Consider the following 24,853-nt stretch of genomic DNA (forward strand, 5'->3'; position numbering starts at 1 on the left):
TATGCGCGGTCGTGATGGCTGATCTTGCCACTGTGATCACAGATATGACAGGGGTTGAGGTCACGGAATGGTTAAGGATTCCTCCTCAGGCGCGGCTCAGCGCCGGCGCGCCGACCACGGCCGTGTACCGGGCGGTGATCTCCCCCGCCCGGTCGAGCGGCAGGATCGCCGCCACGTGGGCGTCGGGGCGCAGGAGCACCACGGCGTCCCCCGCCAGCCCGAAGCGGCGGCGCAGCCGGTCTGCGGGGTCGAACAGCGCCCGGTCGCGCAGGCCGGAGTCGTGCGGCGCGTCCCACCGGCTGACGACGTAGTGGCGCAGGCCCGGCACGGTCGGGCGCGGGATGGCAGGCTGGCGCCGGGCGTCGGCGAAGTGCAGGGCCACGAAGGAGTCCGCGCACAGGTCGTGGAGGTGGACAAGGCCCTCGGGCCCGAAGACGGGCAGGTCGGGCGCCCGGTCCCCCGTCACGACCGGCAGCGGCGCGTCGCCGGCCTTGACCATCGACCAGTCGCCGTCGCCCCCGACGTCGAGGCGGACGCCGAGCAGGGCCCGGGTGAAGGCGTTGCCCCAGTTCCCCTCCCCCATCGCGGAGACGTCAGCGGCGCGGCGGCCCATGTTCGCCCGCGCCGCCTCGGCCAGCGCGCCGGACCCCTGGATCGCCACGGGCGCCTGCTCCTGCTCGTACCCGCCCAGCACGGTCTCGTCGGCCCAGCCGCGGAAGAGCCACGCGAGACGCCAGGGCAGGTTGGAGGCGTCGAGGACGCCGGTGTTCAGGCCCAGCGCCCACATGGGCGTGATGAGGTGCGCGGCGTCCCCCATGAGGAAGACCCGGCCCACGTTCCACGTCTCGGCCACCCGGTGGTGGACGCTGTAGATGTTGGTGCCCAGGATCTCCATGCTGTCGGTCTCGCCGATGAAGCGGGCGACCTTCTCGGCGAACTCCTCCCGGCTCGGTTCCGGGCGGCCGGGCGGGAGCGGGAAGAGGAAGCGCCAGCAGTGGGGCTGGCGCACCAGCACCATCCACTCCTCCGGATCACCGAAGTACGCCAGGTACGGGTAGTCGCGCGGGTTGGCCAGGTCGAGGTCGACCTTCAGGTCGACGAGGGTGTACCGCTCCTCGAGGGTCTTGCCCTCGACCGTGATGCCGAGCTGCTCGCGGATGGTCGAACGGCCCCCGTCGCAGCCGAGCACATAGCTGACCTCCTCGCGTACCTCCCCCGCCGGGCCGTCGAGGACCAGCTCGACGCCGTCGCCGTCGTCGGCGAACTCGCGCAGCCGGTGGCCCATGCGCAGCGCGCCGGGAGCCTTGCGCTCGAGCGCGTCCCGCAGGAGCGGCTCGAGCTCGTGCTGGGGGATGTTGATGACGAACGGGTAGCGGGTGTCCTCGGTGAGGTCGCCGGTGCGTACGGAGAGCGTGGAGGCGTTCGTGGCCCGGTCCAGCTCGCCGATCTCGTCGACCCGCACGGCGGCGCGCAGCACGTCGTCCAGCGCCCCGTAGCGGTGGAGCACCTCGAGGGTGCGGGTGAGGATCGTGCCCGCCTTGGTGTCCAGCGAGAGGCGGTCGTCCTCCTCGAAGACGACGACGGGCACCCCGTAGTGGGCCAGGCCGATGGCGGTCACGAGCCCGACCGGGCCGCCGCCGACGACGGCCACGGGGCGTTCGAGGTTGGTCACTTCTCCTCCTTGCGGGGGCCCCGCGGGGCGGGGCCGGGACGGGGGCCGGGGCGACGGACGGCCGGCCGGTCGGTGCGCCGGACGAGCCGGGTGGCGGCCCGGTAGCCGGAGCCGGCGCCCAGGCCCGGCCCGGGGTGGACGGCGGCGCCGATGTGCAGCAGGGCGTCGACGCCGGTGCGGCCCGCCCCGTCGGGGAAGGGCCGCCACCACAGGTTCTGGTCGAGCTCGGCGGATCCGCCGTAGGGGTCACCCGCCACCGCGTTGGGGTTGCGCGCGAGCAGGTCGGGCGGGGTGGTGACGCGCACGTGGCGGATCGCGGCGTCGAGGTTCGGCGCGTGGGCGGCCACCCGCTGGAGGACACGTTCGGCGTAGGCGTGCGCCAGCGCCGCGGTCCAGCCCCCGTCGGTGCGCAGCTCACCGGCGGCGTCGCCGACCGGCGCGAAGGGCACCTCCTGCAGCTGCAGCCACAGCGCGCCGGCGCCGGGCGGCACCCGGGAGTGGTCGAGCAGGTGCTGACGGCCCACGACGACGGTGGGCCTCCTCGGCAGCAGGCCCGCCTCCGCCTCGGCGCAGGCGATGCCTGTCGAGGCCGAGCCGTCGCTGACGTGCACGAGGGGGACATCGGCCAGCCGCTCGTCGGTCCAGGCCAGCGGCCGGTCGAGGGTGACGTGGACGTGCATCGCCGCCCGGCCGGGTCGGTAGGACGCCGCTGCCGCGCGGTGGCGGGGGGATGCGGCTGGCCCGAGCAGCTGGCCGTAGAGGGCCTGCGGGGACACGGACGCCAGGACCGCCCGGCGGGCCGGGATACGCCGGCCGCCGGCTGACACGCCCACGGCCCGCCCGCCCCGCACGAGGATCTGCTCGACGGACGTGCCGGTCACCACCCGCACGCCGAGCTCGGCGAGCAGCCCCTCGAACGCGGCGACGAAGTTGCCGGCGCCGCCCTCCACCACCGGCAGGCCGGCCAGGTGGGTCGAGGCGGCGAAGACCGGGAGCATGAACCCGCCCGAGGCGCTGTCCGGGGACAGACCGGCGTGCAGCAGCCACGGCACCCACAGATGGTCGACCTCGCGGCCGCGGAAGGTCCGGGCCGCCCAGGACCGGCCCGAGGCGAGCAGGTCCCGGGCGAGGTGCTCCGTCCCGCGCAGGCCGAGCCGGCCGCCGAGGCCGAGGGCCGCCCGGACGCCGCCCAGGGAGCGCAGGTCCGCGCCCATGAGCGCGCCGATGTGGCCGGCGCGACCGGCGAAGCCCTCCACCATGGCCAGGTACGCGCTCCGGTCGGCCCGGTCGGCGAGGGCGCGGGCGGTGGTCTCGGGGTCCCGGTGGGCGACGGTGACGCGCCCGTCATCGCCCACGCTGGCCGTGACCGCGCCGTCGGTGTTGCGGTAGCTCAGGCCGTGCCGGGCCAGGTCCGGGCCCAGCTCGGCGAAGGCCGGGGAGGTGACGAAGAGCGGGTGCCAGGAGGAGTACAGGTCGTCGACGTACCCCGGCGTGGTGGCCTCGCCGGAGGCGATGAAGCCGCCGATCCGCTCGTTGCGGTCGACCAGCACCACGTCCCAGCCCGCGCGGGCCAGCACGGCCGCCGCGACCATGCCGTTGACACCGGCACCGACGACGACGGCGTCGGGCGACACGGTCGGCGTGCTCACGCGGCCCGCCGGGCGGCGAGGCCGGGGCGCAGCACGGGCAGGTGCGTGGCGCACCATGCCTCGAGGGCGGCGTCGGGGTCGGCCAGGTCGGACTCGAGCACGAACACCCCGCGGGTGGGCATGCTCGCGCCGATCTCCACGAGCACCGGGCGCAGGGAGGTCTCGACGGCGAGGGCGTGGTGCGGGGCACCGGCCACCATGAGCGGCACGGTGGGGATGCCGAGCAGCGCGTCGGCGCCGAACCGGTCGAGGAACGCCTTGAGCAGGCCGGTATAGGCGGCCTTGTACGTGGGCGAGGCGACGACGAGGGCGGCCGCCCCGCGCACCGCCTCCACGGCCGCCGCGACCCGGGCCGAGGCAGGGTCGAAGAGCTCCCCGGCGAGGTCTGCGAGCTCGACGACGCGGACCTCGCCGTCGCCGGCCACCCGCCGGCCCAGCGCGGTCGCCACCGCGGCGGTGCGCGAGCCGGGCCGGGGGTTCCCCACGACCACGACGACGGGACGGCTCATCGGGGCTTCCGCACGCCCTTGCGCTCCAGGCGCGGGAGGACCTCCTGCGCGAAGTACTCCAGCTCGGAGACATAGTCGACGAACGCGAGGGTCAGGCCGGAGAAACCGGCCCGGTAGTAGCGCTCGAGCTCGTCGGCGACGTCGTCGGGCGTGCCGTACAGCGGGACGGAGCCGTGCCCGGCGGCGAAGCGCGACCGGTAGGTGGCCAGCATCTCCGGGGTGAAGGACTTGGCGTGCAGGTTCTGCAGGCGCATGAGGTTGTCGACGGCGGACCAGTCGGCGTTCTCCTCGGCGTAGTAGCGCAGGAAGTCCTCGGCCTCCCCGCGGGTGGGCCGGCAGACCACGTGGCTGGGCGTGAACACGCCGAACTTGCGGCCGTAGGCCTCGCGGGCGTGGCTGGTGAGCTTCTCGACCACTCCGGCGCCGTCGTCGGGCCCGAAGACGTTGGTGAAGACGTAGTCGGCGTTGCGGGCGCCGAACTCCCGCCCCTGCCCGGAGGAGCCAGCATTGAGGATGGGCATGCGACCCGCGAACGGCTTGGGGTTGCCGTAGATGTGCTTGCCCTGGAAGAACCGGCCCTGGTGGTCGAACGGCTCGTCCTCGCTCCAGATGCGCTCGATGAGGTCGAACCACTCCTGGGCCAGCGCGTAGCGGTCGTCGTGCTCGGTGGGCAGGTCCACCCCGAAGATCTCGTACTCGGGCTGGTTCCAGCCGGCGACCACGTTCAGCCCGGCGCGGCCGTGGCTGAGCTGGTCGATGGTGGCCAGCTGCTTGGCGACGACGATCGGGTGGTTGAAGGCGGTGTGGACGGTGGAGAAGATGGTGATGTTCTTGGTCTTGGCGAGCAGCCCGGCCGCCCACGTGATGGTCTCGAGGACACCGCCGTGGAAGTTCGTCTCACCGCCGTAGCCGATCCACCGGGCGATCGGCAGCAGGAAGTCGATGCCCACCTCGTCGGCGAGGACCGCCATGCGCTCGTTGTCGTCCCAGCTGGCGCTCCAGCGCTCCTCGATCTTGGTCACGGCAAACCCGCCGGAGCAGTTCGCGCTGAACAGGCCGAGCTTCAGGCCGGTGTCGGTGAGCATGGGGCGCTGCACGCCGGTCGCGGTCGTCTGGGTCATCATGGGTCTCCTGGTAAGGCTGGAACAGGCAGATCGGTGGGTGGGCACGCCGGGGGGCGGCGGCCGCAGTGCGCGGCCGCCGCGGGCGGGCGAGGATCGGTGGACCGGCGCCGGCGTGGGTCGAACGCGCCGGCGCGGGCCCGGCTCGGCTCAGCCGCGTGCGCTGGCGGCCGCGGCCGCCTGGAGCACGTCCCCGATGGCTCGGGTGACGATCTCGGCGCCCACGCGCTGACCCACGCTGGCCGCGGTGCCGCCGAGGAGGACGTCGGCCTCCCAGCGCACCGTCGAGCCGCCGTCAGCGGGGTCGAAGCTGAGCAGGAGGTCGGCGTCGACGAGGTTGCTCCCCCGGGTGGCGCGCACGGCGACCGCGGCGGAGGAGTCGGTGACCCGCCCGGGGGTGATGGTCGTCGTGAACCGGATCGGGCCGAGGGAGATGACGGGGTAGTACTCCACGCGGAGCGAGCCGTCCTCCGCGACCTCGACGTCCCGGAAGGCCGGGACGCCGGCGAGCACCTCGGGCGAGGCGGCCAGCGACCGCAGCGCGTCGGGAGCGGCGGGGGTGTCGAACGTGCCGGCGAGCTTCATCGGATCACCTTGACCTTGGCGGAGTTGGCCCCGGCGAGGAGGTCGAGGACCACCTCGGAGGGGACGTGGCTGTCGAGGACCATGCCCGTGTCGCCCAGCGCGTCCTGCACCGCGGCGCCCAGGGTGTGCTGGGGGGCGCCGCCGCCCTCGCCCATTCCCTTGGCGCCGGTGGGCGTGAACGGCGAGGGGCTGACGACGTTGTCGTAGCGCAGCGTCGGCATGTCGTATGCGGTGGCGGCGTGGTAGTCGTAGAAGTTCGCGCCGAGCAGCTGCCCGTCCGGCGTGTAGTGGAAGTTCTCGAAGAGCGCCGCGGACAGACCGTGGGCCGTGGCGCCGTGCACCTGGCCCTGGATGAGCATCGGGTTGATGGGGTTGCCGCAGTCGTCGACCATCCCGTACCGCAGCACCGTCACCTGGCCGGTGTCCTCGTCGATCTCCACGACGGCCGCGTGGACCTGCGTGGAGTACGTGAGGGTGAGGTTGCCCTTCTTCGTCTCGATGTCCGGCACGGTGAACGGGGCGTTGTACACGCCACGGCCGACCAGGGTGACGGTCTCGGCCAGCTCGCGGGGCAGCTCCGCCGGCGACATGTGGACCAGCCAGCCCACCGCCTGGATGGGCATCTGCCGGTCCGGGTCGCCGGCGACCTTGACCATCCCGTCCTCGAGGACGAGCTCCTCGGCGGTCGCGCCCAGCTGGGAGCCGGCCACGAGCTTGATCTCCCGGATGAGCTTGTTGGTCGCATCGATGAGCGCCCCGATGCCGGTGACGACGAACTGGGAGGCGTACGAGCCGGAGAACCCGGTCTGCGCGCCCAGCAGCGAGTCCCCGCCGCGGTGGGTGATGAGGTCCTCCGGCCGCAGGCCCAGCATGTCCGCGACGACCTGCGCCATCGTGGTCTCGTGCCCCTGGCCGTAGGCGACGCCGCCGGTGACGACGTAGACGGAGCCGTCCGAGCCCATGCGCACCAGCCCGGCCTCGGTGTTGCCGCTCATCCCGGAGTTGGGGTTGATGTAGCGCGACTGGCCGAAGTTGTTGGTGCCGGAGTCAAGGGTGGACCCGATGCCGATGCCGATCCGCTTGCCGGTGCCCACGGCGGCGACCTGGAGCCGCTTGGCGTCCTCGTAGTCGATGAGCTCGAGCACCTTGCGCAGGCTCTCGGGCAGGTTGCCCGAGTCGTACACGCACTCGTTGACCGTCGTGTAGGGGTACTGCTCCGGCTGGATGTAGTTCTTGAGCCGGAACTCCACGGGGTCGAAGCCGAGCTTGGTGGCGGCGATGTCGAAGAGGCGCTCCATCGCCCACAGGTGCTGCATGCGGGAGTAGCCGCGCACGGGCAGGGTCGGGCCCTTGTTGGTGTAGACCGACTTCCAGTTCACGCGCAGGTGCTTGATCTGGTAGCAGGCGTTGGCCACCTGGGACCAGATCGGGGCGCCGAGCGGCTCGTAGCGGGTGTAGGCGCCGTGGTCGTCGAGGGCGTCGTAGGTGACGCCGAGGACGGTGCCGTCGTTCTGCACGGCGATCTTGAGGTTGGTGAAGGTGCGCTCGTTGGAGTGGCCGCCCTCCATGTGCGCCTCGGAGCGGGTCTGGGTCCAGCGCACGGGCCGGCGGAACTTCCGCGCCATGAGCGCCAGCGCGACCATGGGGATGAACATCCCCACCTTGACGCCGAAGGAGCCGCCGATGTCCTTGCTCAGCAGCCGGATCTTCTCCACGGGGTGACGCAGCGCCTTGGAGATCATCAGCAGCGTCAGCTGTGGCTGGGCGCAGCCGCTCTGGATCGTGAAGGTGTCCATGCCCGCGTCGTAGTCGACCGAGACGACGAAGGTCTCCAGCGGTGTCGGGGAGAAGCGGTGGAAGTGCAGCTCGTCGACCTCGATGACGTGGTCGGCGTTCTCCAGGGCGAAGTCGATGTCGCCGAAGTCGAAGTCGCCCTGCCAGGAGACGTTCGAGCCGATGCCCTCGTGCAGCACCGGCGCCTCGGGCCGCACCGCGTCGCGAGCGTCGACGACGACGGGCAGGGGCTCGTACTCCACCACGACGGCCGCGGCGGCGTCGCGGGCCGCCTCGCGGGAGTCGGCGGCGACGGCGACCACGGGCTCGCCGACGTACCGGACCTTGCCGCCGCTGGCCAGGGGGCGGTCGACCTCGGCGGCGCCGGGGCCGGCCTGGTACTCGATGAAGGGGTCGCTGAGCTCCTCGACGTCCTGCGGGGTCAGCGTCCCGACGAAGCCCTCGACCAGTGCGGCGCCGGAGACGTCGATCTTGGTGATGCGGGCGTGGGCGTAGGGGGACCGGACGAACTGGACGTAGGCGAGACGGTAGGTGGGGGTGTCGTCGGCGAACTCGCCCTCGGCACGCAGGAGGCGGTCGTCCTCGCGGCGGAGGACCGCCTGTCCCTCGTACTTCTGCTTGGCCATCGCCGTCGTGGAGGTGGTGGTCATGCCCGCGCCTCCTCGGCCTCGGTGTGGCGGCCGTGCGGCAGCGGGGCGTCGGCCCCGCCGGCGGCGCAGACGGCGTTGACGATGTTCTCGTAGCCGGTGCAGCGGCAGATGTTGCCCTTCAGGGCCCGGCGCACCGACTCGTTGGTGACCTCTTCACCCGACTCGAGGAAGTCGGTGGCGGTCATGAGGAACCCGGAGGTGCAGTAGCCGCACTGGAGTGCGTGGTGCTCCTTGAACTTCTGCTGCAGGTCGTTCAGCGTGCCGTCCTCCGCGGCGAGCGACGCGGCGGTCTCGACCTCGGAGCCGTCGGCCTGCACGGCCAGGATCATGCAGGACTTGGCGAGCTTGCCGTCCCAGCGGACGGTGCAGGCGCCGCAGTTGCCCGTGTCGCAGCCGATCTTCGGGCCACGTCGGTCGAGGTCGTCGCGCAGCCAGTGGACGAGCAGCTTGCGCGAGGGGACGACGCCCGTGCGCGTCTCGCCGTCGACGGTGACGGTGATGGCGTGGAGATCCGGACCTGTGAGCAGGTCCGCGGTGGTCTGCTGGCTCATGCCTGCTCCTTCTCGATGAGGTCGACCAGGGCCCGGCGCAGCTGCACCTTGGCCATCGCGCGCCGGTACTGGGCGCTGCCGTGGGTGTCGGAGATGGTCTCGAACGGCTCGGTGTCGAAGGCCTTCAGCGCCGCCGTGACCGCCTCGGGGGCGGCCGGGCGCCCGGCGAGCGCGGCCTCCACCGCGGACAGGCGCAGCGGGGAGCCGGGCACCGCGCCGAGGAAGACGCGCGGGTCGGCGAGCGTGCCGCCGCTGACGCCGGCTCGCACCACCACCCGGGCCAGCGCCCACGAGTCCCGGGCGAGCTGCATGTGGCGGTGGACCAGGCGGTCCGCCACCGGCAGCCCGGGGACGTGCACGGCGAGGAGCAGCCCGCCGCCGGTCACCGCGGTACACAGGGCGCCGCGGAAGAAGTCCGCCGCGGGCAGGGTGACGGTGGCGCCGTCGACGATGACCTCGAAGGTGGCGCCCAGCGCCGAGAGCAGCGGCGGGAAGTTGTTCGTGGGGTCGTTCAGCGAGACGTTCCCGCCGATGGTGCCCCGGTTGCGGACCTGGCGGTCCACCAGGCCGGCGGCCATCTCGGCCACGGCCGGGACCACCTCGTTGACGAGGGGATCGGAGGCCAGCTCGGCGTACGTCGTCGCCGCGCCGATCCGGAGGCCGTCGGCGGAGCGCGCGACGCCGCGCAGCTCGTCGAGGGCGTGCACGTCGATCAGCGCCGACGGCGAGACCAGGTCCAGCTTGAGGGCGTTGATCAGCGTCTGGCCACCGGCCAGCACGGCCGAGCCCGGTACCTCGCGCAGGAGGGTGGCGGCATGCCCGGCGCTCTGCGGCCGGACGTACCGGAAGGGCGGAAGAATCATGAAGGGGACCTTCCTCTCGAGCCCGGGGGCTCGTTCGTCGTCGTCGACTCGAATGGCGGGAAGCATCGCGAATCTGTGATCACATGTCAAGAGGATCAGATACGCACGTCGCGGCCCATCCTGCCCCGCCCTCACCGTGCGGATGCGCCTTCTTGGCCGGGCACCCTCGTGGCGCTCGACGGGGAGGGCATCCGGCCCGCCGTGATCAGGCCGTGGTCGGCCAACCGCGCCGCCGCAGCCCGTGATCACAACCTCGGTAGACTGGGCACACGCCCGGTAACCCGGGGTCCGTCCGGCGCGAAGGTATCCGACAGACCATGACGTCCACCGACCACGACCTCTTCGAGCTTTCCCCCGACGGCCCGGCCGGGATCCACCGGACGATGGCGGACCGCGTCACGGTCGAGATCCACCGGCTCATCATCATGGGCGACCTCGAGCCCGGGTCCGCCCTGCCCATTCGGGACCTGGCCGACCGCTTCGGCACCAGCTCCATGCCGGTCCGGGAGGCGCTGCGCCGCCTCGGCGGCCTCGGCCTGGTCGAGATCACCCCGCACCGCGGGGCGCGGGTCGCCGAGACCTCGGTGGAGGACCTCGAGGACACCTACCGGGTACGGCTCCTTCTCGAGCCGCTCGCCGTCGCCGCCGCCGCCGAGTCCGTCGACGACGCCCACCTCGACCGGGCGGCCGACGCCCTCGCCCGGCACAACGCCGCGATCGACGCCGGGGACCTCGACCGGGCCCGCACCGCCCACACGGAGTTCCACTTCCTGCTCTACCAGGGGGCCGCTTCCCGGTGGCTCCAGCGGGCGATCGAGCCCGTCTGGCAGAACAGCGACCGCTACCGCTTCGCCGCCTCCGGCCGGGAGAAGGACCGCAGCCGCGCCGAGCATACCGAGATCCTCGAGGCGTGCCGGGCGCACGACGCCACCGCCGCGGAGGCGGCCATGCGCCGCCATCTCGAGGGGGCGCGCGATCGCATCAGGGCCGCCATGCTCGCCCGCCGCGGCTGACCGCCGGGCCGCGCGAGGCGGTGCGCCCTGGCCCTGACGCGCCCCTCTCCCGTCCGTGCTCCCGGGATGAGCTCCCCGGGCGTGACACCCAGCGCCGCCCGGCCGGCTGGCGCCGGAGCGGCCCGACACGGGCGCGTTCCGATGGCCAACCGTCATGACATGTGATCACATACTCCCCAGGGCCGCGTGGCGCAGCGACGGCGCCCGCCGCCAAACTGACGAGAGGGAACCGGTGACCACTGCCTTCGAGCTCGTCCCGGACCGGACGGGCGGGCTGCACGACACCCTGTCGGACCGGGTGACCGCCGAGCTGCACCGCCTGATCCTGACCGGCGAGCTACCCGCGGGGTCAGCCCTGCCGATCCAGGAGCTGGCCGAGCGGTTCACCACGAGCGCCATGCCCGTCCGCGAGGCCCTGCGGCGCCTTGCCGGTCTCGGCGTGGTGGAGATCGTGGCGCACCGGGGCGCACGGGTGCGCGAGCTGACCGAGGAGGACCTCGCCGACACGTACCGCATGCGGCTCACGCTCGAGCCGCTGGCCGTCTCGCTGGCCGCCGAGCGCAGCGACGAGGCGGTCGCCCGCAAGGCCCTGGAGGCGCTCGAGCGCCACGAACGGCACCGCGAGGCCGGCGACCTCGAGCGCGCGCGGCGCGCACACACCGACTTCCACTTCGGCCTGTACCGCGCCTCCGGCTCACGCTGGCTGCTACGGGCCATCGAGCCGGTCTGGCAGAACAGCGAGCGCTACCGCTTCAGCGCCCGGCGCGGGACCGGCGAGACGCCCGGGAGCGCCGCCGACGCCCGGCGCAGCCATGAGGAGCACATCCATATCCTCGACGCCTACCGGGCCGGTGACGCCGCGGCCGCCGAGCGGGCCATGCGCGAGCACCTCGAGGGCGCCATGACGCGCATGCAGGCCGCGATCGGCTGACGCGGGCGGAACACAGCTGGCTACGTCGACGGACCGCGACCGGTTCCGCTCAGGTCGGAAGCGTCAGGGCGTCAGGCCTCCTCCCGTCCGGCGGCAGCGCCGAGGAACGCGGCCGCGTTGTCCGCGGCCACCCGGTCGGCGACCCCCGGGCCGCGGTGCGCCAGCAGCGCCAGCGGGTCGTCGGTTCCCATGGGGAAGGGCCAGTCGCTGCCCACCAGGAGGTGCTCCTCGCCGACGACGTCGACGGCGAGGTCGAGCGCTCCGGCGTCGTGGGCGAGGCAGTCGACCCACAGCCGGGCCGCCTCACCCCGCAGGTCCGCGTCCCGCCGGGGGACGCCGGGGCGGTCGGTGTCCAGGCCGCGCTGGTAGCGGCCGAGCACCGCCGGCAGCACCCCGCCGCAGTGCACGAGGGCGACGCGCAGGCGGGGGTGGCGCTCGAGGACCCCGCCGAGGAGGAGCTGGGCCGCGGCGAGGCCCGTCTCGACGGGGTTGCCGAGGAGGTTGCCGAGGTAGAGCTCCTCGAGCCGCTCGTCCGGGGACGCGCCGGGGTGCAGGACCAGCGGCGCGTCGAGGGCGACGAGGCCGTCCCACAGCGGGGCGAGCCGGTCATCGGCCAGGCTCACCGAGCGGCCGCCGGCCGAGGCGGTGAACCCGACCGACGTCTCCCCGAGCCGACCGAGCTCGGCGAGGGCGAGGTCGGGGTGCTCCAGCGGCAGGTAGGCCAGCGGCACGAGGGCCTGGTGGGCGCGGGTGAGCTCGCGCAGCCCGTCGTTGAGGGCCCGCACCCACCGTTCGGCCTGCTCCCGCGCCAGGTGCTGGCGGTACAGCGGCGGCGGCACCGAGACGAGGGCGCGTTCGAGGCCGGCGCGGGCGAGCCACTCGACCAGCCGCTCGGGGGCGTACAGGCTGGGCGGGCCGATGATGTGCTCGCCGGCGGCCAGCCGGCCGCCGGCGGCCCGCAGCCCGGCGGCTGCGAGGACGTCGGCGGCCGGGACCGGCACCAGGTGCGTGTGGATGTCCGTCCGGGTCATCCCACCACCTGGTAGGCGGAGAGGGAGCTCGCCCTGACGGTGTTGCGCAGCTCGCCGAGCCCCGTGACGCGCGTGACCAGCTCGTCCCCGGCGCCGAGGAAGATCTGCGGCTCGCGGGCGTTGCCGATCCCGCTCGGGGTGCCCGTGAGGATCACGTCGCCCGGCAACAGGGTCATGCCCCAGCTCAGCTCGGCGATGATCTGGCCGATCGTGAAGGCCATCTGCCGCGTGCTCGCCGCCTGCAGCTCGCGCCCGTTGAGCTCGAACGTGATCCGCAGGTCGGCGACGTCGACCTCGTCCGGCGTGGTGATCCAGGGACCGATGGGCATCGAGGAGTCGATGCTCTTGCCCTTGAGCCACTGGCCGCCGTGGGCGCGCTGGAGGTCGCGCTGGGAGACGTCGTTGGCCACGAGCAGGCCCGCGACGTGCTCCATCGCCCGGTCCTCCGGGATCGAGCGGCCGCCGCGGCCGATGACCACGGCGACCTCCGCCTCGTAGTCCCACTTCGCCGAGAGGTCGGGGTCCCACGCGATGGGGTCGCGCGGGCCGATGACGCTCAGCGGGCCCTTGGTGAAGAAGGTCGGGTGCTCCGGCCGGCTCTCCGGGTCCTGCCCCTCACGCTTGCCCTTGGACTCCTCGAAGTGGTCCCAGTAGTTCCAGCCGGTGCACAGCACGTCCCGGTTGAACCGGGTCAGCGGCGCGAGCAGGTCCAGGTCGGCGGCCGCCACCCGCTCCCCGCCGGCGGCCGCCGCTGCGGCGGCCGCCGCCCGGGCCGCCGGGTCTCGGACGATGTCGTCCGGGGTGGGGGCGCCCGCCGGCAGGACGAGCGCCTCCTCCCCCTCGACGAGGAACGTGCGCCGCTCCCCCGCGTGCCTCGCGGCTCCGTAGCGCATCAGTCGGCCTCGGGCAGGACGGCGATGGCGTTGATCTCGATGAGGTAGTCCTTGTTGACGAACTTCGAGACCTCCACCATCGTCGAGGCCGGCGCGATGCCCGTGAAGTACTGGCTGCGGACGGCGTGGATCGCCTGGAAGTCCTCCATGTTCCGCACGTACACGTCCACGCGGACGATGTCGTCCAGGGTGCCGCCGGCGGCCTCGACCGCCGCCTGGAGGTTCTGGCACACCTGGTGGGTCTGGGCGCTGACGTCGCCGACACCGGTGACCCCGCCCTCGGCGTTGCGGGCCGTCATGCCGGAGATGAACACCAGCGTGCCCTGGGCCTTGATGGCCGTGGCCTGGGCGAAGTGGCCGTTCGGCACGGCCAGCTTGTCGCTGCGGATCTCGGTCTTGGCTGCCATGTGGTCTTTCCTTTCGGTGGAAGGGTTCTGGCCCCGTGGCGGGTGGGATCGTCGTGCCCGGGACCGGTGCGGGTGGGTCAGCGGGCGTCGGCGGGGTCGGAGTACCAGCTGGGCTGGGTCGGGTAGTGGGGGCCGTCGTAGATCTCCAGCAGCACGGTCTCCTCCTCGGCCAGGGTCGGGCCGTGCATGCTCCCGCGCGGGTTCCAGTAGAAGGACCCGGCGGTGAGCGTGACGTCGGTGGGCACGTAGGTGTAGCGACCCGAGAGGCAGAACATGAACTGGTTGGAGGCGTGGGAGTGCCGGCTCGGGATGCCCGAGCCCTTCTCGAACTTCACGAGCGTGATCGATGCACCGGTGTCCTCGTTGCGCCACAGGGTCTTGTGGCTCAGCCCGGCGAGGGTCTTCGCCACCCACTGCAGGTCACCGCTCTGCACGAGGATCTCCCGGAACCGGTAGGTCGCCTCGCCGTCGAGCACGGGGCCGAGCTGCTCGCGGGAGCGGTCGGGCGCCTCGCCGCCGTAGCGGGCGGGCTCGGAGAGGTTCTCGGCCCACTCGTGGGCGTCGACGGCCTCCGGTCGCGGGGGCGTGGGGACGATGGGCAGGGGCGTGTGGGTCTCGGTCATGCTCGGTCCTTCCCGATGCCGTGCGCCAGGTAGTCCAGCGCGACGACAAAGAACGTGCGGTCGTGGTCGGTCTCGTTGTCGAGCTTGCAGGTCCCGCCCTCGTGGTAGGCGACGGAGGCGGCTAGCGCGTCGTCCTCGAGGTCGGCGTCGAGCTCGGCGACGACGTGGCCGACGTCGTCGAGCTCGAGGGCGAGGCGGGTGCGGGTGGGCACGGTGGCCGTCCAGACCCGGACGTAGTCGGTGCCGATGACGGGCACGCGCCCGTCCGCGGGGCGGGGCAGGCCGGGCACCGCTCCCTCGACGCTGCGGGCGCCCGCGCCGACGTCCAGGACGCCCTCGGCCCGGTTCTCGCCGAGGTCCTTGAGCTCCAGGAGCCGGTTGCGGTAGCGGGTGCCGCCGGTGTTGGTCAGGCGGTGGATCGGGGAGACGGGGCGAAAGACGGCGCCGCCGGAGTACTCCGAGACATGGCGGGGCTCGGTGCCGTCCAGCCAGTCCATGCGGCCCGAAGAGCCGGCCACCGACAGCACCACGTAGGGGTTGTGGTGCTGGTGCCAGGGGTGGGTGCCCCCGGGGGGCAGGACGACGTCCCACACCCGCACGACCGGGGTGTCGAGGATGACGCTCGTCCCCACCCCGACCAGGGTGATCTCGGTGCCGTCCGGCGCGGTGACGACGTGGCTCACGCGAGGACCTCCTCGGGCTGGGGGGCCGCGGCGGCCCCGTCGGAACCGGCGCCCGCGTCTGCGGCGCCGGTGAGCTCGGCCGAGCCCGGGCGAACGATGCGGGCGTAGATCTCCTCGGCCACCTGGGAGCCGGTGTCCCAGGCGGCGATGGCCGCGACGTGGCCGTCGGGGCGCACGAGCACGACGGTGCCGTCCTCCAGCCCGAGGCGCCGGCGCAGCCGTTCGCCAGGGTCGAAGCAGGACCGCTCGCGCAGGCCGGAGTCGTGGGGGGCGTCCCAGCGGCTGACCAGCAGGTGGGTCAGGCCGGGCGTGCCCCCGGCGGGGAGCACGGGCCTGCGCCGGGCGTCGGCGAAGTGCAGCGCGACGAAGCTGTCGGCGGCCAGCCGGTGGAGGTGGGCCTCCTCGCCGTCGGGGCCGTACACGGCCACGTCGGGCACCCGGTCCCCGACCCGCACGGGCTGGGGCTCCTGACCCGCCCGGACCATCGACCACTCCCCCGTGCCGGCGACATCGAGGCGGACGCCGAGCAGCGAGCGGGTCATCGCCCAGCCCCAGCCGCCCTGGCCGCCGCTCTCGACGCGGCCGGCGCCGCCCATGGCCAGGCGGGCGCTCTCGGCCATCTCGCCCGAGCCGCGGATCGCGACGGAGGACTGCTCGGCCTCGTACCCGTCCAGCAGGGCCGGGTCGGCCCAGCCGCGCAGCACCCAGGCCAGGCGCCAGGGCAGGTTGGAGGCGTCGAGGACGCCGGTGTTCAGGCCCAGCGCCCACATCGGGGTGATCAGGTGGGCGGCGTCGCCCATGAGGAAGACCCGGCCCTCGCCCCAGCGGTCCGCCACGCGCTGGTGCACGGTGTAGACGTTCGTGCCGAGCAGCTCGACGGCGTCCACCTCCCCGATGAACCGCAGCGCCTTGTCGCGCAGCTCCTCCGGTCCCGGCTGCGGCGCGTCGGGCCGCAGCGGGAAGAGGAACCGCCAGCAGTGCGGCTGGCGCACGAGGATCATCCACTCGGCCGGGTCGGCGAAGTAGGCCAGGTAGGGGTAGTCGCGCGGGTTGCCGACATCGAGGTCGACCTTGAGGTCGACGAGCATGTACCGCTCCTCGAGGGTCTTGCCCTCGACGGTGATGCCGAGCTGGTCGCGGATGCCGGACCGGCCGCCGTCGCAGGCGAGGACGTACCGGGCGTCGAGCTCGTGCGCGCCGTCGGGACCCTCGACGGTCAGGGTGACGTGGTCGGCATGCTGGACGAGGCCGGTGACCCGGTGGCGCAGCCGCAGCACCTCGGGGTCGCGTCCGCGCAGCACCTCCTCCAGGACGGCCTCGAGGCTGTTCTGGGGAATGTTGACGACGAACGGGAAGCGGGTGTCGCCGGCCAGGACGTCGGTCTTCACGCTCGGCGCGGCGGCGTTGGTGGCACGGTCGACCTCACCGATCTCGTCCATCCGCAGCGCGGCGCGCAGCACCGGGGCGGCGGCGCCGTAGCGGTCGAGGACCTCGATCGTCCGGGTCAGGACGGTGCCGGCCTTGGTGTCCAGCGAGAGCCGCTCGTCCTCCTCCAGGACGACGACGGGGACGCCGTAGTGCTTCAGGCCGAGGGCGGTGATGAGGCCGACGGGCCCGGCGCCGACGACCACGACGGGCAGCTCGCCGGTGGGGGCGCCGGAAGCGGCGGTGGGTGCCATGCGGGTCACTCCTTGGGGTAGGAACGGTCGCGGCTCAGCGTCGAGCCGGTCATCGTGGCGGCGTCGGAGAGCAGGAACAACAGTGGCCCGACGACGTCCTCGGGCGTGCCGATGCCGGTGGTGCGGGCCCAGTGCTCGCGCTCCGCGCCGGCGGGGTTGGCGGCGCGGAACTGCGGGGTGTCGACCACACCGGGGGCCAGGACGTTGACGCGCACCCGGTGCTCGGCCACCTCGGCGGCGAGGGACTTCGCGAACGGGATGAGCGCCCCCTTGCTCGCGGCGTAGGCGGAGGCCTCGGCCCGGCCCATGTGCGCCAGGCCGGAGGTGAACAGCACGATCGAGCCGCCCCGGCGCGCGATCATGGACGGCAGCACCGCCTGGCAGGCCCACACGACGCCGTCGAGGTTGACGCCGAGCACCTTGCGCCACTCGTCGGGATCCATGTCGGCGACGGCGGTGCGCGGTTGGATCGCGGCGCCCGCCACCAGGCCGGTCACGTACCCGTGCTGGGCGACCACGGCGTCCACGGCGCCGTGGACGGCGTCGCGGTCGGCGACGTCCACGCGCAGCTGGCTGACGCCCGGGGCGCCCTCGAGGGCGTCGGAGTGGGCGACGTCGAGGACGACGGCCTGCCCGCCCGCGGCGCCGACGGCCCGCGCGAGGGCGGCGCCGATGCCGTTGGCACCGCCGGTGACGAGGACGACGTCCCCTGTCGAGTCGAAGCTGGTCTTCACCTGATGGCCTCCATGTCGGTTCGGGGAAGGTGCACGCCGACGGCCGCGGCCGCCCGCTGCAGGCCCTCGAGGGTGCTCGGGTCCATGACGATGCCCTCGGCGGCGGCCCTGGCTGCGAGGGCGGCGCCGCGCTGGCCGGGCAGGACGACCGGGTCGGCGCCCGGGCGGGGCCGCGAGCCGAGGACGCCCGCGGCGAGCTGCGCCATGCCGGCGGCGAAGGCCTCGCGGCCCACGAAGTGCTCGACATCGATGGCGAGGAAGAAGTGCGCGCAGTCGTTGGGGACCGCGGTGTCCTGGTACAGCGGCGCCACCGCGGTGCCGAAGGCCCCGCCGGAGAGCACGCCCGCGAGGACGTCGACGACCAGGGCCAGGCCAAAGCCCTTGGCGCCGCCGGCGGGCAGGAGCATGCCCTCCAGAGCGGCCGCGGGATCCTCGGTGGGCACGCCGTCGGCGTCGGTCGCCCAGGTCTCGGGGATGGGCCGCCCCTCCGCGGCGGCGATGCGGATCTTGCCCAGCGCGGCCTCGGACAGGGCCATGTCCACGCCGAGGCCGGGGTCGCCGGGGGCGGCGACGGCCACCGGGTTGTTGCCTACGACCGGCTCGGCGCCGCCAGGCGCGGGCATGAGCGGGCGGGTGTTGGCCATGGCCACCCCGATGCAGCCCTGGGCCGCGGCGAGCTGGGCGAAGGGCAGGGCGCGACCGAAGTGGAATGCCCCGCGCACGGCGACCGCGCCGACGCCGAGTCGCTTGGCCTTCTCGACAGCCAGGCCCATGGCCTGCACGGCGGTGAGCTGGCCCAGCGCGTGGCCGGCGTCGAGGACGGCGGCGGCTCCGCCGTCGTCCCGGACGACGTGGGCGGTGGCGGCAGTACTGACGGAGCCGGCCCGCAGGCGCTCGACGTACATCGGCACGAGCATCACCCCGTGCGAGGCGACCCCGTGGGCGTCGGCGTCGACGAGGCTGTCGGCGAGGGCGCGCGCCGGCTCGGGGGCGAGCCCGGCGCCCTCGAGGACGGTCGCCGTCGCGGCGATGAGCCAGGCGGGGCTCACGGTCGGTGGTGTGGTCAACGGTTCTTCCCTCTCTCGGGCGCGGGCGCGGGCGACGGTGCGGGCTAGGGGGCGGATCAGACGGTCATCGCGCGGCGCATGCGCTCCTTGGCGCCGGTGAGGTGGCGCCGCATCGCCCGTGCGGCAGCACCGGCGTCGTGGTCCAGGCAGGCCTGGAGGATCTCCGTGTGCTCGGTGTGGCTGCGGGCGAGCGCCTCGGCGTCGCCCGGGGAGGCGAAACGGTACCGCTCGCTGTTCTGCCACACCGGCTCGATCGCCCGGAGCATCCAGCGCGAGCCGGAGGCCCGGTACAGGAGGAAGTGGAACTCGGTGTGGGCGGCGCGCGCGGCGTCCACCTCCCCGCCGTGGAGCAGACGCTCGTGGCGCTCGAGCGCCACGCCGGCCTCGCCGCCCTGCTCCGGGGTGAACTGACGGGCGGCGGCCGCAACGATCACGGGCTCGAGGGCGAGCCGGGTGGCGTACGTGTCCTCGAGGTCGACCACTGACAGCTCGGCGACCCGGGCGCCGCGGTGGGGCACCACCTCGACGAGCCCGAGCGCGCCGAGGCGCCGCAGCGCCTCACGCACCGGCATGGCGCTGGTCTCGTACTGCTCGGCGAGCTCCTGGATCCGCAGCCAGGACCCGGCCTCGAAGTCCCCGCCGAGGATGGCCCGGTGGAGCTCGACGGCGACGCGGTCGGCGAGGGTGCGCTGGAAGCCGGAGCCGTCGCCCGGGGAGAGCTCGAAGAGCTGGCTGGTGCTGCTCACCGATGCTCCTCCGCCCAGGGCAGCAGCGTCTTCTCGAGCCAGGCCAGCAGGTAGAACAGCACGATGCTCATCAGCGCCAGCAGGACGATCGCGGCGAAGGCGAGCGCGGTGTCGGCGCTGGCGCCGGACTGGACGATGACGAACCCCAGGCCCGAGGACGCGCCGACGAACTCGGCGATGACCGCGCCGATGACGGCCAGGGAGATGGCGTTCTTCAGCCCGACGAAGACCTGTGGCAGGGCCCAGCGGAAGCGGATCTTGGCGAACTCCTGCATCTCGGAGGCGTCCAGGGAGCGGGAGAGCTCCACGAGCTCGGCCGGGGTCGAGCGCAGGCCCGAGACGGTGGAGAGCACGATCGGGAAGAAGCACAGCAGGATGACCATGACGATCTTGGGCGTCTGCCCGAAGCCCATCCACACCACGAGGATCGGGGCGATGGCTACCTTGGGCACCGAGTTCACCGCGAGGAGCAGCGGGTAGAGCATCAGCTCCACCACCCGGAACCGGGAGATGGCCATGGCGACCGGGATGCCGATGAGGATCGACAGCGCGAAGCCGAGGAGCGTCTCCCCCAGAGTGACCCAAGTCTGCGCGAGCAGGTAGGGCCCGAGCTCGACGAGCGTGCCGGCCACCACCTGGGGCCCGGGCACGAGGTACTCGGGGATCTCGAACAGGACGGTGGCCAGCCACCACAGCGCCGCGATGAGCACGACGGCCAGGACCGGCAGGCCCACGGTGGCCAGGGACGGCGCGCTGCGCCCACGGCGCCCAGCGGGCACGGCGCGGGTCGCCGGGGCGGTGCCGTTGTTCGGGGCGGTCACGGCGGTCATGCGGCTGCTCCTTCGGGCTCGGGCATCAGCAGGTCGTGCAGCCTGGCGCTGACCCGCGCGACCTCTTCGGCGTGGGCGTTCTGCCCCAGGGTGCGGGGCCGCGGGATGGCGACCTCGACGACCTCGCGCAGCCGTCCGGGCCGCGGGCTGAGGACGACGACGCGGTCGGCCAGCAGCACGGCCTCGTCGATGGAGTGGGTGACGAACACGATCGTGGTGTTCTCCTCGGCGACCACGCGCTGGAGCTCGACGGACAGCTCGGCCCGGGTCAAGGCGTCCAGGGCGGAGAAGGGCTCGTCCATGAGGAGGACCTTCGGACGCTGGATCAACGAGCGGCACAGGGACACCCGCTGCTGCATGCCGCCGGAGAGCTCGTGCGGGAGCTTGTCCTCGAAGCCCTTCAGGCCGGCCAGCTCGAGGAGCTGGTGCGCCCGCTCCCGGTGCGCGTTCCGGTCGAGCCGCAGGACCTCCACCGGCAGCATGAGGTTGTCCAGGACCGACCGCCAGGGCAGCAGCGCCGGACGCTGGAACATCACGCTGACGTCCCGGCGGGGCCGGCGCACCGGCTCGCCCGCCACCTTGACCGTGCCGGCGGTGGGGGTGATGAGCCCGGCGATCACTCGCAGGAGCGTGGACTTCCCGCAACCGGAGCGGCCCACGAGGGTGACGAACTCGTTGGTGGCGACCTCGAGGTTGATGTCCTCCAGCGCGTGGACGGTGCCGGTTTTCGTGGTGAAGACCTGGGAGACGTTGTCGATGGAGATCACGGACTGCTCACTTCCCGGGCGCGAGGTCGAAGTCGACAACGTCCTCCGGCGTCACCGGGTTCTTCAGGGCCGGGCCCATGATGTCGATGGTCGACCGGACCCGCCCGGCGTCGATCGCGCCGACCTTCGTGCCGTCCACCTCGACGTAGGGCGCCATCAGCTTGACCTCGGCGGTTGCGACGTCCTGGTTCTGGGTGGGCTGGTACTTGCGGAGGATCTCCCCGGTCTCCTCGGGGTTCGCCACCGAGTACTCCAAGCCCTTGAGCAGCGCCTCGGTGAACCGGCTCACCAGCTCGGGGTCGGCCTCGGCGAGCTTGTCGGAGGTGAACAGGACGTTGCCGTACAGGTCCGGCAGCACGTCGCCGTAGGGCAGGACGACGACGTCCTTGCCCTGCGCCGCCGCGGCGATGAGCGGCTCGCCCACGACGAACTGGCCGATCGCGTCGACCTGGCCGCTGACGAGCAGCTGGGGCAGGGCCGGGGGCGCGGCGGGGACGAACTCCACCGAAGCCGGGTCGAGGCCGGCGGCCTTGGCGTAGGTGGGGAAGATGACCTGGTTGGTCGAGCCGGGCTGGTCGCCGATCTTCTTGCCGGCGAGGTCGGCCGGCTCGGCGATGCCGCGATCGCCGAGGGTGACGACGGCGGCGAGGGACTTCTGGTGGATGACGCCGACGGTGGTCACCGGCAGCTGCTCGTTCGCGACGGTGACGACGACGGTGGAGAAGTCCCCGGTGCCGAAGTCCGCGCTGCCGGAGGCGACCAGCTTCATGACGTCGACCGTCCCGGAGCCGGGCTCGATGGTGACGTCGATGCCCGCCTCGTCGAAGAAGCCCTTCTCCTCGGCGACGTAGGCGTAGGCGTCGCGGCCGAAGGTGTTGAACGACGTGAGGTACGTGACCTTGGCGGTCTCGCCCGCCGCGGAAGAGGACTCTCCGCCGGCGCTCGGGGCCGCCCCGGCGTCGCCGCTGGCGCCGGCGCAGGCGGCGAGGGTGAGGACGCCGACAAGGGCGGCGGCGGCGCTGAGGGTGCGTCGTGTCTGCATGGATGTTCCTGTCGCTTGGTGCTCGGCGGGCGTCTTCGCTCGCCGGAGGGGGTGGCACCGCGTACTCCGGGGTGCTGGAGCTCGCTGCGGTTGCTTGGGGGCTTGTTGCGTCAGGCGATGTGATCTTCGTTGATCGCCTGGCCAGAGCCTGCCCGAGGATTTGATCACATGTCAAGTTGCCGAATCGGTGCGTATCGGTCAGCGCCGCACGGCGGCGTGGAACGGCCGGCCCCGCCGGGCCGCGCGCGCCCCGGAGAGCACGATCGAGGTCCCCCCCCCGGTCTCGGGGACGGCGCTCGGCGCTCCGTCATGGACGGCGCCCAGCGCTTCCGCGCGCCCGACGTGGAGGCGCGGTCAGCGCCTCCCGGCTTCCGCCGGAAACGACCGGGTCCGCCCCGACGAACCGTGCCCGGCCGGCGAAGCAGCCGAGCACCAGCTGGGCCAGCGCGACGGCGACGATGAACACGATCGCCGGCGCCCAGCAGCCGGTCCAGTCGCGGATCGCCGCCATGACCAGCGGACCGGCGGCAGCCATGAGGTAGCCCACCGTGTGGGCCATCGCCGAGAGACCGGGCACGTCGGCGGCCGTCCGGCTTCGCAGCACGATGAGGGAGAGCGCGAGGGGGAAGGTGCCGCCCTCACCGATGCCGAGCAGCACGGCCCACAGCCACGGCGCGGCGGCCGGCGCGAGGGCGAGCCCGGCGAGCCCGACGAGGATGAAGAGGACCATCCCGGCCGCCGCGGCCCGCTGGTCCCGGGCCCGGGAGCTGAGCACCGGAACAAGCAGACCTGAGCCCGCACCGACGAGGATCGACATCGAGAGCAGCACTCCCGCATTTGTGGCCGTCATCCCGGACTCGCGTGCGATGCTCGGCAACCAGGCGACCACGCAGTAGAAGCCCACCGACTGCGTGCCGAGGTAGGCCGAGACCTGCCAGGCGAGCGGGTGGCGCCACAGCCGCCGGGTCATGGTCGAGCCGAGGTCCGCCGTCGCGCCGCCCCGGCCCCTGGGCGCCCAGAGCACCAGGGCCACGACGGCGAGCAGGGCCCAGGAGGCGAGGCCCCAGCGCCAGCCGCCCAGCCAGTCCGCGATCGGCACGGTGACCCCCGCCGCGACCGTGGCGCCGAGGGCGAGCGTGAGGGAGTACGCGCCCATCACGGCCATGGCCCGGCTGGGCAGCTCTCGGCGGATCAGCGCCGGCACCAGCACGTTCGCGACCGCGATGGCCCCGGCAGCGACGGCCGTGCCCACAAGGAGCAACGAGAACCCTCCCCAGGGGCGGACCGCCAGGGCCAGCGCCACGACGGCTAGGACGGCCAGGACCGTCCGCTCGAGGCCGAACCGCCGGGCGAGGCGGGGCGCGAGCGGCGCGCCCAGGGCGAAGAACAGCAGCGGCGCGGTCGTGAGCACCCCGGCCTGGGTCACGCCGAGGCCGAGCCCGAGGTCTTCGCGGCGGATCTCGGGCAGGAGCGGACCCACACTCGTCAAGGCGGGCCGGAGGTTCACGGCGACGGCGAGGAGGCTGAGGACGAACACCGCCACGCCACCCCGCGTGAGGCCTCCGCGCCGGCCCACCGGCGTCGAGTCGTCGCCCTCCCCCGTGAGGGTGGATCCGTCCTGCGCCTCCGGCGGGCGTGGCGCGACGCGCCGCGCCTCACCCTCTTTCCCATTGCGCATGGCTGAGGCGCCTCCCCGTGTCGTGTCGCTGAGCCTGCCGGCCCGGGCCACACCTTGGGCGGCCCGGCGGTCGAGCGGAGCCCGTCAAGGGACGACGGCGGCGCTCGCCGGGCGGCGTCGGGATTCTTCAGCCTGATGTGATCACATGTCAACGCGCGCTCACCCCTGGCCACTTGTTCACATGTCTGTTCGAAGAAGCTCGGCATGTCGACGTCGACCCGCGAGCTGATCAACCCGCCGGCACTCCACCCGGCGCCCGGATTCAGCCACATCTCCATCGCCCCGCCCGATCGCGTGACCTACATCGCGGGGCAGGTCGCCCTCGCGCCGGACTTCAGCGTCATCGGGGGCGACGACCTCGGCGAGCAGACGCGCGCGGCCATGGAGAACGTGAAGGTGGCGCTCGAAGCGATCGGGGCCGGCTGGGGCGACGTGGTGCGCCGCACCATCTATACGCTGCGGCCCACGCAGTACGAGGTGATCACGGCCGCCATCGAAGACGTCCAGGGCTCCGACCGGCACCCCGCCCAGACGATCGTCGGCGTCACCGGTCTCGCCGTCGAGGGGCTGCTCATCGAGATCGAGGTCACCGTCCACCTGCCGTGAGGCCGACGGCGGACCCGCGAGCTGGCGGGCCGACCGCCCCGCCTCGGCGCCCCCTCAACGGCCCCTCGCCGCGGTGGGGGCCCTGCCGGTGCCGGTCAGCCAGGCCGGCGGGCCACCGCGAGGAACACCGAGTAGGTGACGCCCTCGCGGTCGAAGTCGGTGCAGTCCCGGACCGCGACGTCGACCAGGCCCGCGTCCGTCAGCTGCGCGGCCAGCTCGTCGCGGTCGAAGCCGTGGTGGCCGTCGAAGTCGTGCCCGTGGAAGCCGCCGTCCTCCCGGTCCAGGTCGGCGATGCACAGGTAGCCGCCGGGTTCCAGCAGCTCGGCGAAGCGGGACAGCACCCGGTCCAGGGCGTGGACGTGGTGCAACACCATGGAGGTGACGATGAGGTCGAACCGCTCGTCCGGCGCCGGCTGGGTGTCCAGGTCCAGGTCCCACACCCGAGCGCCCTCGGGGAGCGCGCCGACGGTGATCTTGTCGCGGATGACGCCGCGCATCCCTGTTGAGTTGTCCGCCAGGGTCGCGGCGCCGACCTGCCCGTCGAGCGCCTGCGTCACCAGGCCCGTCCCGGCGCCGTAGTCGAGCAGCCGCGTGCGCGGGCTCAACGGCACCGCGGCCGCCACCGCCCGCGCGACCTGCCGCGCCCGGATGACCTTCTGCTCGTCGCGGTCCCAGTCGGCCGCCGTCGCGTCGAAGTGCTCGGTTCCCATCGCCCCACCTTGGCAGCAC

At 73.3% G+C, this 24,853-nt stretch carries 25 protein-coding genes; 3 read left to right on the plus strand and 22 right to left on the minus strand.

Annotated features, from left to right (window positions below):
• Nucleotides 1-85: 85 nt before the first annotated feature.
• The 8 genes from GD880_RS11740 to GD880_RS11775 form a co-directional block, all read right to left on the minus strand.
• Nucleotides 86-1,672 (minus strand): FAD-dependent monooxygenase, encoded by a 1,587-nt coding sequence (locus GD880_RS11740; RefSeq protein WP_226909597.1) that lies wholly within the window; start codon nucleotides 1,670-1,672, stop codon nucleotides 86-88.
• Nucleotides 1,669-3,321, minus strand: coding sequence for a phytoene desaturase family protein (locus GD880_RS11745; RefSeq protein WP_226909598.1), 1,653 nt, complete (start codon nucleotides 3,319-3,321; stop codon nucleotides 1,669-1,671). The genes GD880_RS11740 and GD880_RS11745 overlap by 4 nt, the downstream gene beginning before the upstream one ends.
• Nucleotides 3,318-3,830 carry an NADPH-dependent FMN reductase gene (locus GD880_RS11750; protein ID WP_152231815.1) on the minus strand — a complete coding sequence of 171 codons (513 nt, stop codon included), beginning with the start codon at nucleotides 3,828-3,830 and terminating at the stop codon, nucleotides 3,318-3,320. The genes GD880_RS11745 and GD880_RS11750 overlap by 4 nt, the downstream gene beginning before the upstream one ends.
• The gene (locus GD880_RS11755; protein ID WP_226909599.1) at nucleotides 3,827-4,951 is read right to left on the minus strand and encodes an LLM class flavin-dependent oxidoreductase; all 1,125 of its coding nucleotides are present in this window, start codon (nucleotides 4,949-4,951) and stop codon (nucleotides 3,827-3,829) included. The genes GD880_RS11750 and GD880_RS11755 overlap by 4 nt, the downstream gene beginning before the upstream one ends.
• A 150-nt stretch (nucleotides 4,952-5,101) precedes the next feature.
• On the minus strand, nucleotides 5,102-5,536 hold the full coding sequence (locus GD880_RS11760) for a CoxG family protein (RefSeq protein ID WP_152231816.1): 435 nt from the start codon (nucleotides 5,534-5,536) through the stop codon (nucleotides 5,102-5,104).
• On the minus strand, nucleotides 5,533-7,980 hold the full coding sequence (locus GD880_RS11765) for a xanthine dehydrogenase family protein molybdopterin-binding subunit (RefSeq protein WP_152231817.1): 2,448 nt from the start codon (nucleotides 7,978-7,980) through the stop codon (nucleotides 5,533-5,535). Before GD880_RS11765 ends, GD880_RS11760 begins: the two co-directional genes overlap by 4 nt.
• Complete coding sequence (locus tag GD880_RS11770; RefSeq protein ID WP_152231818.1) at nucleotides 7,977-8,531, minus strand: (2Fe-2S)-binding protein; 555 nt, start codon at nucleotides 8,529-8,531, stop codon at nucleotides 7,977-7,979. Before GD880_RS11770 ends, GD880_RS11765 begins: the two co-directional genes overlap by 4 nt.
• Nucleotides 8,528-9,394 (minus strand): FAD binding domain-containing protein, encoded by an 867-nt coding sequence (locus GD880_RS11775; protein WP_193314470.1) that lies wholly within the window; start codon nucleotides 9,392-9,394, stop codon nucleotides 8,528-8,530. The genes GD880_RS11770 and GD880_RS11775 overlap by 4 nt, the downstream gene beginning before the upstream one ends.
• Before the next feature lie 317 nt (nucleotides 9,395-9,711).
• Here GD880_RS11775 and GD880_RS11780 point away from each other — a divergent pair, with 317 nt between their 5' ends.
• Together GD880_RS11780 and GD880_RS11785 are read left to right on the plus strand one after the other, a co-directional pair.
• On the plus strand, nucleotides 9,712-10,407 hold the full coding sequence (locus GD880_RS11780) for a GntR family transcriptional regulator (RefSeq protein WP_152231820.1): 696 nt from the start codon (nucleotides 9,712-9,714) through the stop codon (nucleotides 10,405-10,407).
• Nucleotides 10,408-10,639: 232 nt separating this feature from the next.
• On the plus strand, nucleotides 10,640-11,338 hold the full coding sequence (locus GD880_RS11785) for a GntR family transcriptional regulator (RefSeq protein WP_226909600.1): 699 nt from the start codon (nucleotides 10,640-10,642) through the stop codon (nucleotides 11,336-11,338).
• A gap of 71 nt (nucleotides 11,339-11,409) precedes the next feature.
• Here the strand turns inward: GD880_RS11785 and GD880_RS11790 are convergent, their stop codons facing one another.
• The 13 genes from GD880_RS11790 to GD880_RS11850 all read right to left on the minus strand — a co-directional run bounded on the left by GD880_RS11790 (nucleotide 11,410) and on the right by GD880_RS11850 (nucleotide 23,383).
• A complete protein-coding gene (locus GD880_RS11790; RefSeq protein WP_152231822.1) occupies nucleotides 11,410-12,369 on the minus strand; it encodes an amidohydrolase family protein in 960 nt (319 codons plus the stop codon).
• Entirely contained in the window at nucleotides 12,366-13,262 is an 897-nt protein-coding gene (locus tag GD880_RS11795; protein WP_152231823.1) for a fumarylacetoacetate hydrolase family protein, read from the minus strand. Before GD880_RS11795 ends, GD880_RS11790 begins: the two co-directional genes overlap by 4 nt.
• The gene (locus GD880_RS11800; RefSeq protein ID WP_152231824.1) at nucleotides 13,262-13,669 is read right to left on the minus strand and encodes a RidA family protein; all 408 of its coding nucleotides are present in this window, start codon (nucleotides 13,667-13,669) and stop codon (nucleotides 13,262-13,264) included. Before GD880_RS11800 ends, GD880_RS11795 begins: the two co-directional genes overlap by 1 nt.
• A gap of 77 nt (nucleotides 13,670-13,746) precedes the next feature.
• A complete protein-coding gene (locus GD880_RS11805) occupies nucleotides 13,747-14,292 on the minus strand; it encodes a cupin domain-containing protein (RefSeq protein ID WP_152231825.1) in 546 nt (181 codons plus the stop codon).
• The gene (locus GD880_RS20355) at nucleotides 14,289-14,975 is read right to left on the minus strand and encodes a cupin domain-containing protein (RefSeq protein ID WP_193314471.1); all 687 of its coding nucleotides are present in this window, start codon (nucleotides 14,973-14,975) and stop codon (nucleotides 14,289-14,291) included. The genes GD880_RS11805 and GD880_RS20355 overlap by 4 nt, the downstream gene beginning before the upstream one ends.
• A complete protein-coding gene (locus GD880_RS11815) occupies nucleotides 14,972-16,654 on the minus strand; it encodes an FAD-dependent monooxygenase (protein ID WP_152231826.1) in 1,683 nt (560 codons plus the stop codon). The genes GD880_RS20355 and GD880_RS11815 overlap by 4 nt, the downstream gene beginning before the upstream one ends.
• 5 nt (nucleotides 16,655-16,659) lie before the next feature.
• Entirely contained in the window at nucleotides 16,660-17,388 is a 729-nt protein-coding gene (locus GD880_RS11820) for an SDR family NAD(P)-dependent oxidoreductase (RefSeq protein ID WP_152231827.1), read from the minus strand.
• A complete protein-coding gene (locus tag GD880_RS11825; RefSeq protein WP_226909601.1) occupies nucleotides 17,385-18,455 on the minus strand; it encodes an Ldh family oxidoreductase in 1,071 nt (356 codons plus the stop codon). Before GD880_RS11825 ends, GD880_RS11820 begins: the two co-directional genes overlap by 4 nt.
• A gap of 56 nt (nucleotides 18,456-18,511) precedes the next feature.
• Entirely contained in the window at nucleotides 18,512-19,201 is a 690-nt protein-coding gene (locus GD880_RS11830) for a GntR family transcriptional regulator (protein ID WP_152231828.1), read from the minus strand.
• Nucleotides 19,198-20,031: an ABC transporter permease gene (locus GD880_RS11835; protein WP_152231829.1), complete on the minus strand. Its 834-nt coding sequence runs from the start codon at nucleotides 20,029-20,031 to the stop codon at nucleotides 19,198-19,200. Before GD880_RS11835 ends, GD880_RS11830 begins: the two co-directional genes overlap by 4 nt.
• Nucleotides 20,028-20,798 carry an ABC transporter ATP-binding protein gene (locus tag GD880_RS11840; protein ID WP_152231830.1) on the minus strand — a complete coding sequence of 257 codons (771 nt, stop codon included), beginning with the start codon at nucleotides 20,796-20,798 and terminating at the stop codon, nucleotides 20,028-20,030. Before GD880_RS11840 ends, GD880_RS11835 begins: the two co-directional genes overlap by 4 nt.
• A 7-nt stretch (nucleotides 20,799-20,805) precedes the next feature.
• Nucleotides 20,806-21,840, minus strand: coding sequence for an ABC transporter substrate-binding protein (locus tag GD880_RS11845; RefSeq protein WP_152231831.1), 1,035 nt, complete (start codon nucleotides 21,838-21,840; stop codon nucleotides 20,806-20,808).
• A gap of 307 nt (nucleotides 21,841-22,147) precedes the next feature.
• The gene (locus GD880_RS11850; protein WP_193314472.1) at nucleotides 22,148-23,383 is read right to left on the minus strand and encodes an MFS transporter; all 1,236 of its coding nucleotides are present in this window, start codon (nucleotides 23,381-23,383) and stop codon (nucleotides 22,148-22,150) included.
• A 339-nt stretch (nucleotides 23,384-23,722) separates the two neighbouring features.
• On the opposite strand from GD880_RS11850, the gene GD880_RS11855 reads away from it, so the two are divergent.
• Nucleotides 23,723-24,124 (plus strand): RidA family protein, encoded by a 402-nt coding sequence (locus tag GD880_RS11855; protein ID WP_152231833.1) that lies wholly within the window; start codon nucleotides 23,723-23,725, stop codon nucleotides 24,122-24,124.
• A gap of 95 nt (nucleotides 24,125-24,219) precedes the next feature.
• Here the strand turns inward: GD880_RS11855 and GD880_RS11860 are convergent, their stop codons facing one another.
• The gene (locus GD880_RS11860; RefSeq protein WP_152231834.1) at nucleotides 24,220-24,834 is read right to left on the minus strand and encodes a class I SAM-dependent DNA methyltransferase; all 615 of its coding nucleotides are present in this window, start codon (nucleotides 24,832-24,834) and stop codon (nucleotides 24,220-24,222) included.
• Nucleotides 24,835-24,853 lie beyond the last annotated feature (19 nt).

The organism is Georgenia ruanii (genome assembly GCF_009193175.1).
GTDB classification, from domain to species: domain Bacteria; phylum Actinomycetota; class Actinomycetes; order Actinomycetales; family Actinomycetaceae; genus Georgenia; species Georgenia ruanii.

Coding starts and splice junctions, on each gene's coding strand:
- GD880_RS11750 (WP_152231815.1), bottom strand. CDS start 3,830: ATGAGCCGTCCCGTCGTCGTGGTCGTGGGGAACCCCCGGCCCGGCTCG.
- GD880_RS11755 (WP_226909599.1), bottom strand. CDS start 4,951: ATGACCCAGACGACCGCGACCGGCGTGCAGCGCCCCATGCTCACCGAC.
- GD880_RS11760 (WP_152231816.1), bottom strand. CDS start 5,536: ATGAAGCTCGCCGGCACGTTCGACACCCCCGCCGCTCCCGACGCGCTG.
- GD880_RS11765 (WP_152231817.1), bottom strand. CDS start 7,980: ATGACCACCACCTCCACGACGGCGATGGCCAAGCAGAAGTACGAGGGA.
- GD880_RS11770 (WP_152231818.1), bottom strand. CDS start 8,531: ATGAGCCAGCAGACCACCGCGGACCTGCTCACAGGTCCGGATCTCCAC.
- GD880_RS11775 (WP_193314470.1), bottom strand. CDS start 9,394: ATGATTCTTCCGCCCTTCCGGTACGTCCGGCCGCAGAGCGCCGGGCAT.
- GD880_RS11780 (WP_152231820.1), top strand. CDS start 9,712: ATGACGTCCACCGACCACGACCTCTTCGAGCTTTCCCCCGACGGCCCG.
- GD880_RS11790 (WP_152231822.1), bottom strand. CDS start 12,369: ATGACCCGGACGGACATCCACACGCACCTGGTGCCGGTCCCGGCCGCC.
- GD880_RS11795 (WP_152231823.1), bottom strand. CDS start 13,262: ATGCGCTACGGAGCCGCGAGGCACGCGGGGGAGCGGCGCACGTTCCTC.
- GD880_RS11800 (WP_152231824.1), bottom strand. CDS start 13,669: ATGGCAGCCAAGACCGAGATCCGCAGCGACAAGCTGGCCGTGCCGAAC.
- GD880_RS11805 (WP_152231825.1), bottom strand. CDS start 14,292: ATGACCGAGACCCACACGCCCCTGCCCATCGTCCCCACGCCCCCGCGA.
- GD880_RS11815 (WP_152231826.1), bottom strand. CDS start 16,654: ATGGCACCCACCGCCGCTTCCGGCGCCCCCACCGGCGAGCTGCCCGTC.
- GD880_RS11835 (WP_152231829.1), bottom strand. CDS start 20,031: ATGACCGCCGTGACCGCCCCGAACAACGGCACCGCCCCGGCGACCCGC.
- GD880_RS11845 (WP_152231831.1), bottom strand. CDS start 21,840: ATGCAGACACGACGCACCCTCAGCGCCGCCGCCGCCCTTGTCGGCGTC.
- GD880_RS11855 (WP_152231833.1), top strand. CDS start 23,723: ATGTCGACGTCGACCCGCGAGCTGATCAACCCGCCGGCACTCCACCCG.
- GD880_RS11860 (WP_152231834.1), bottom strand. CDS start 24,834: ATGGGAACCGAGCACTTCGACGCGACGGCGGCCGACTGGGACCGCGAC.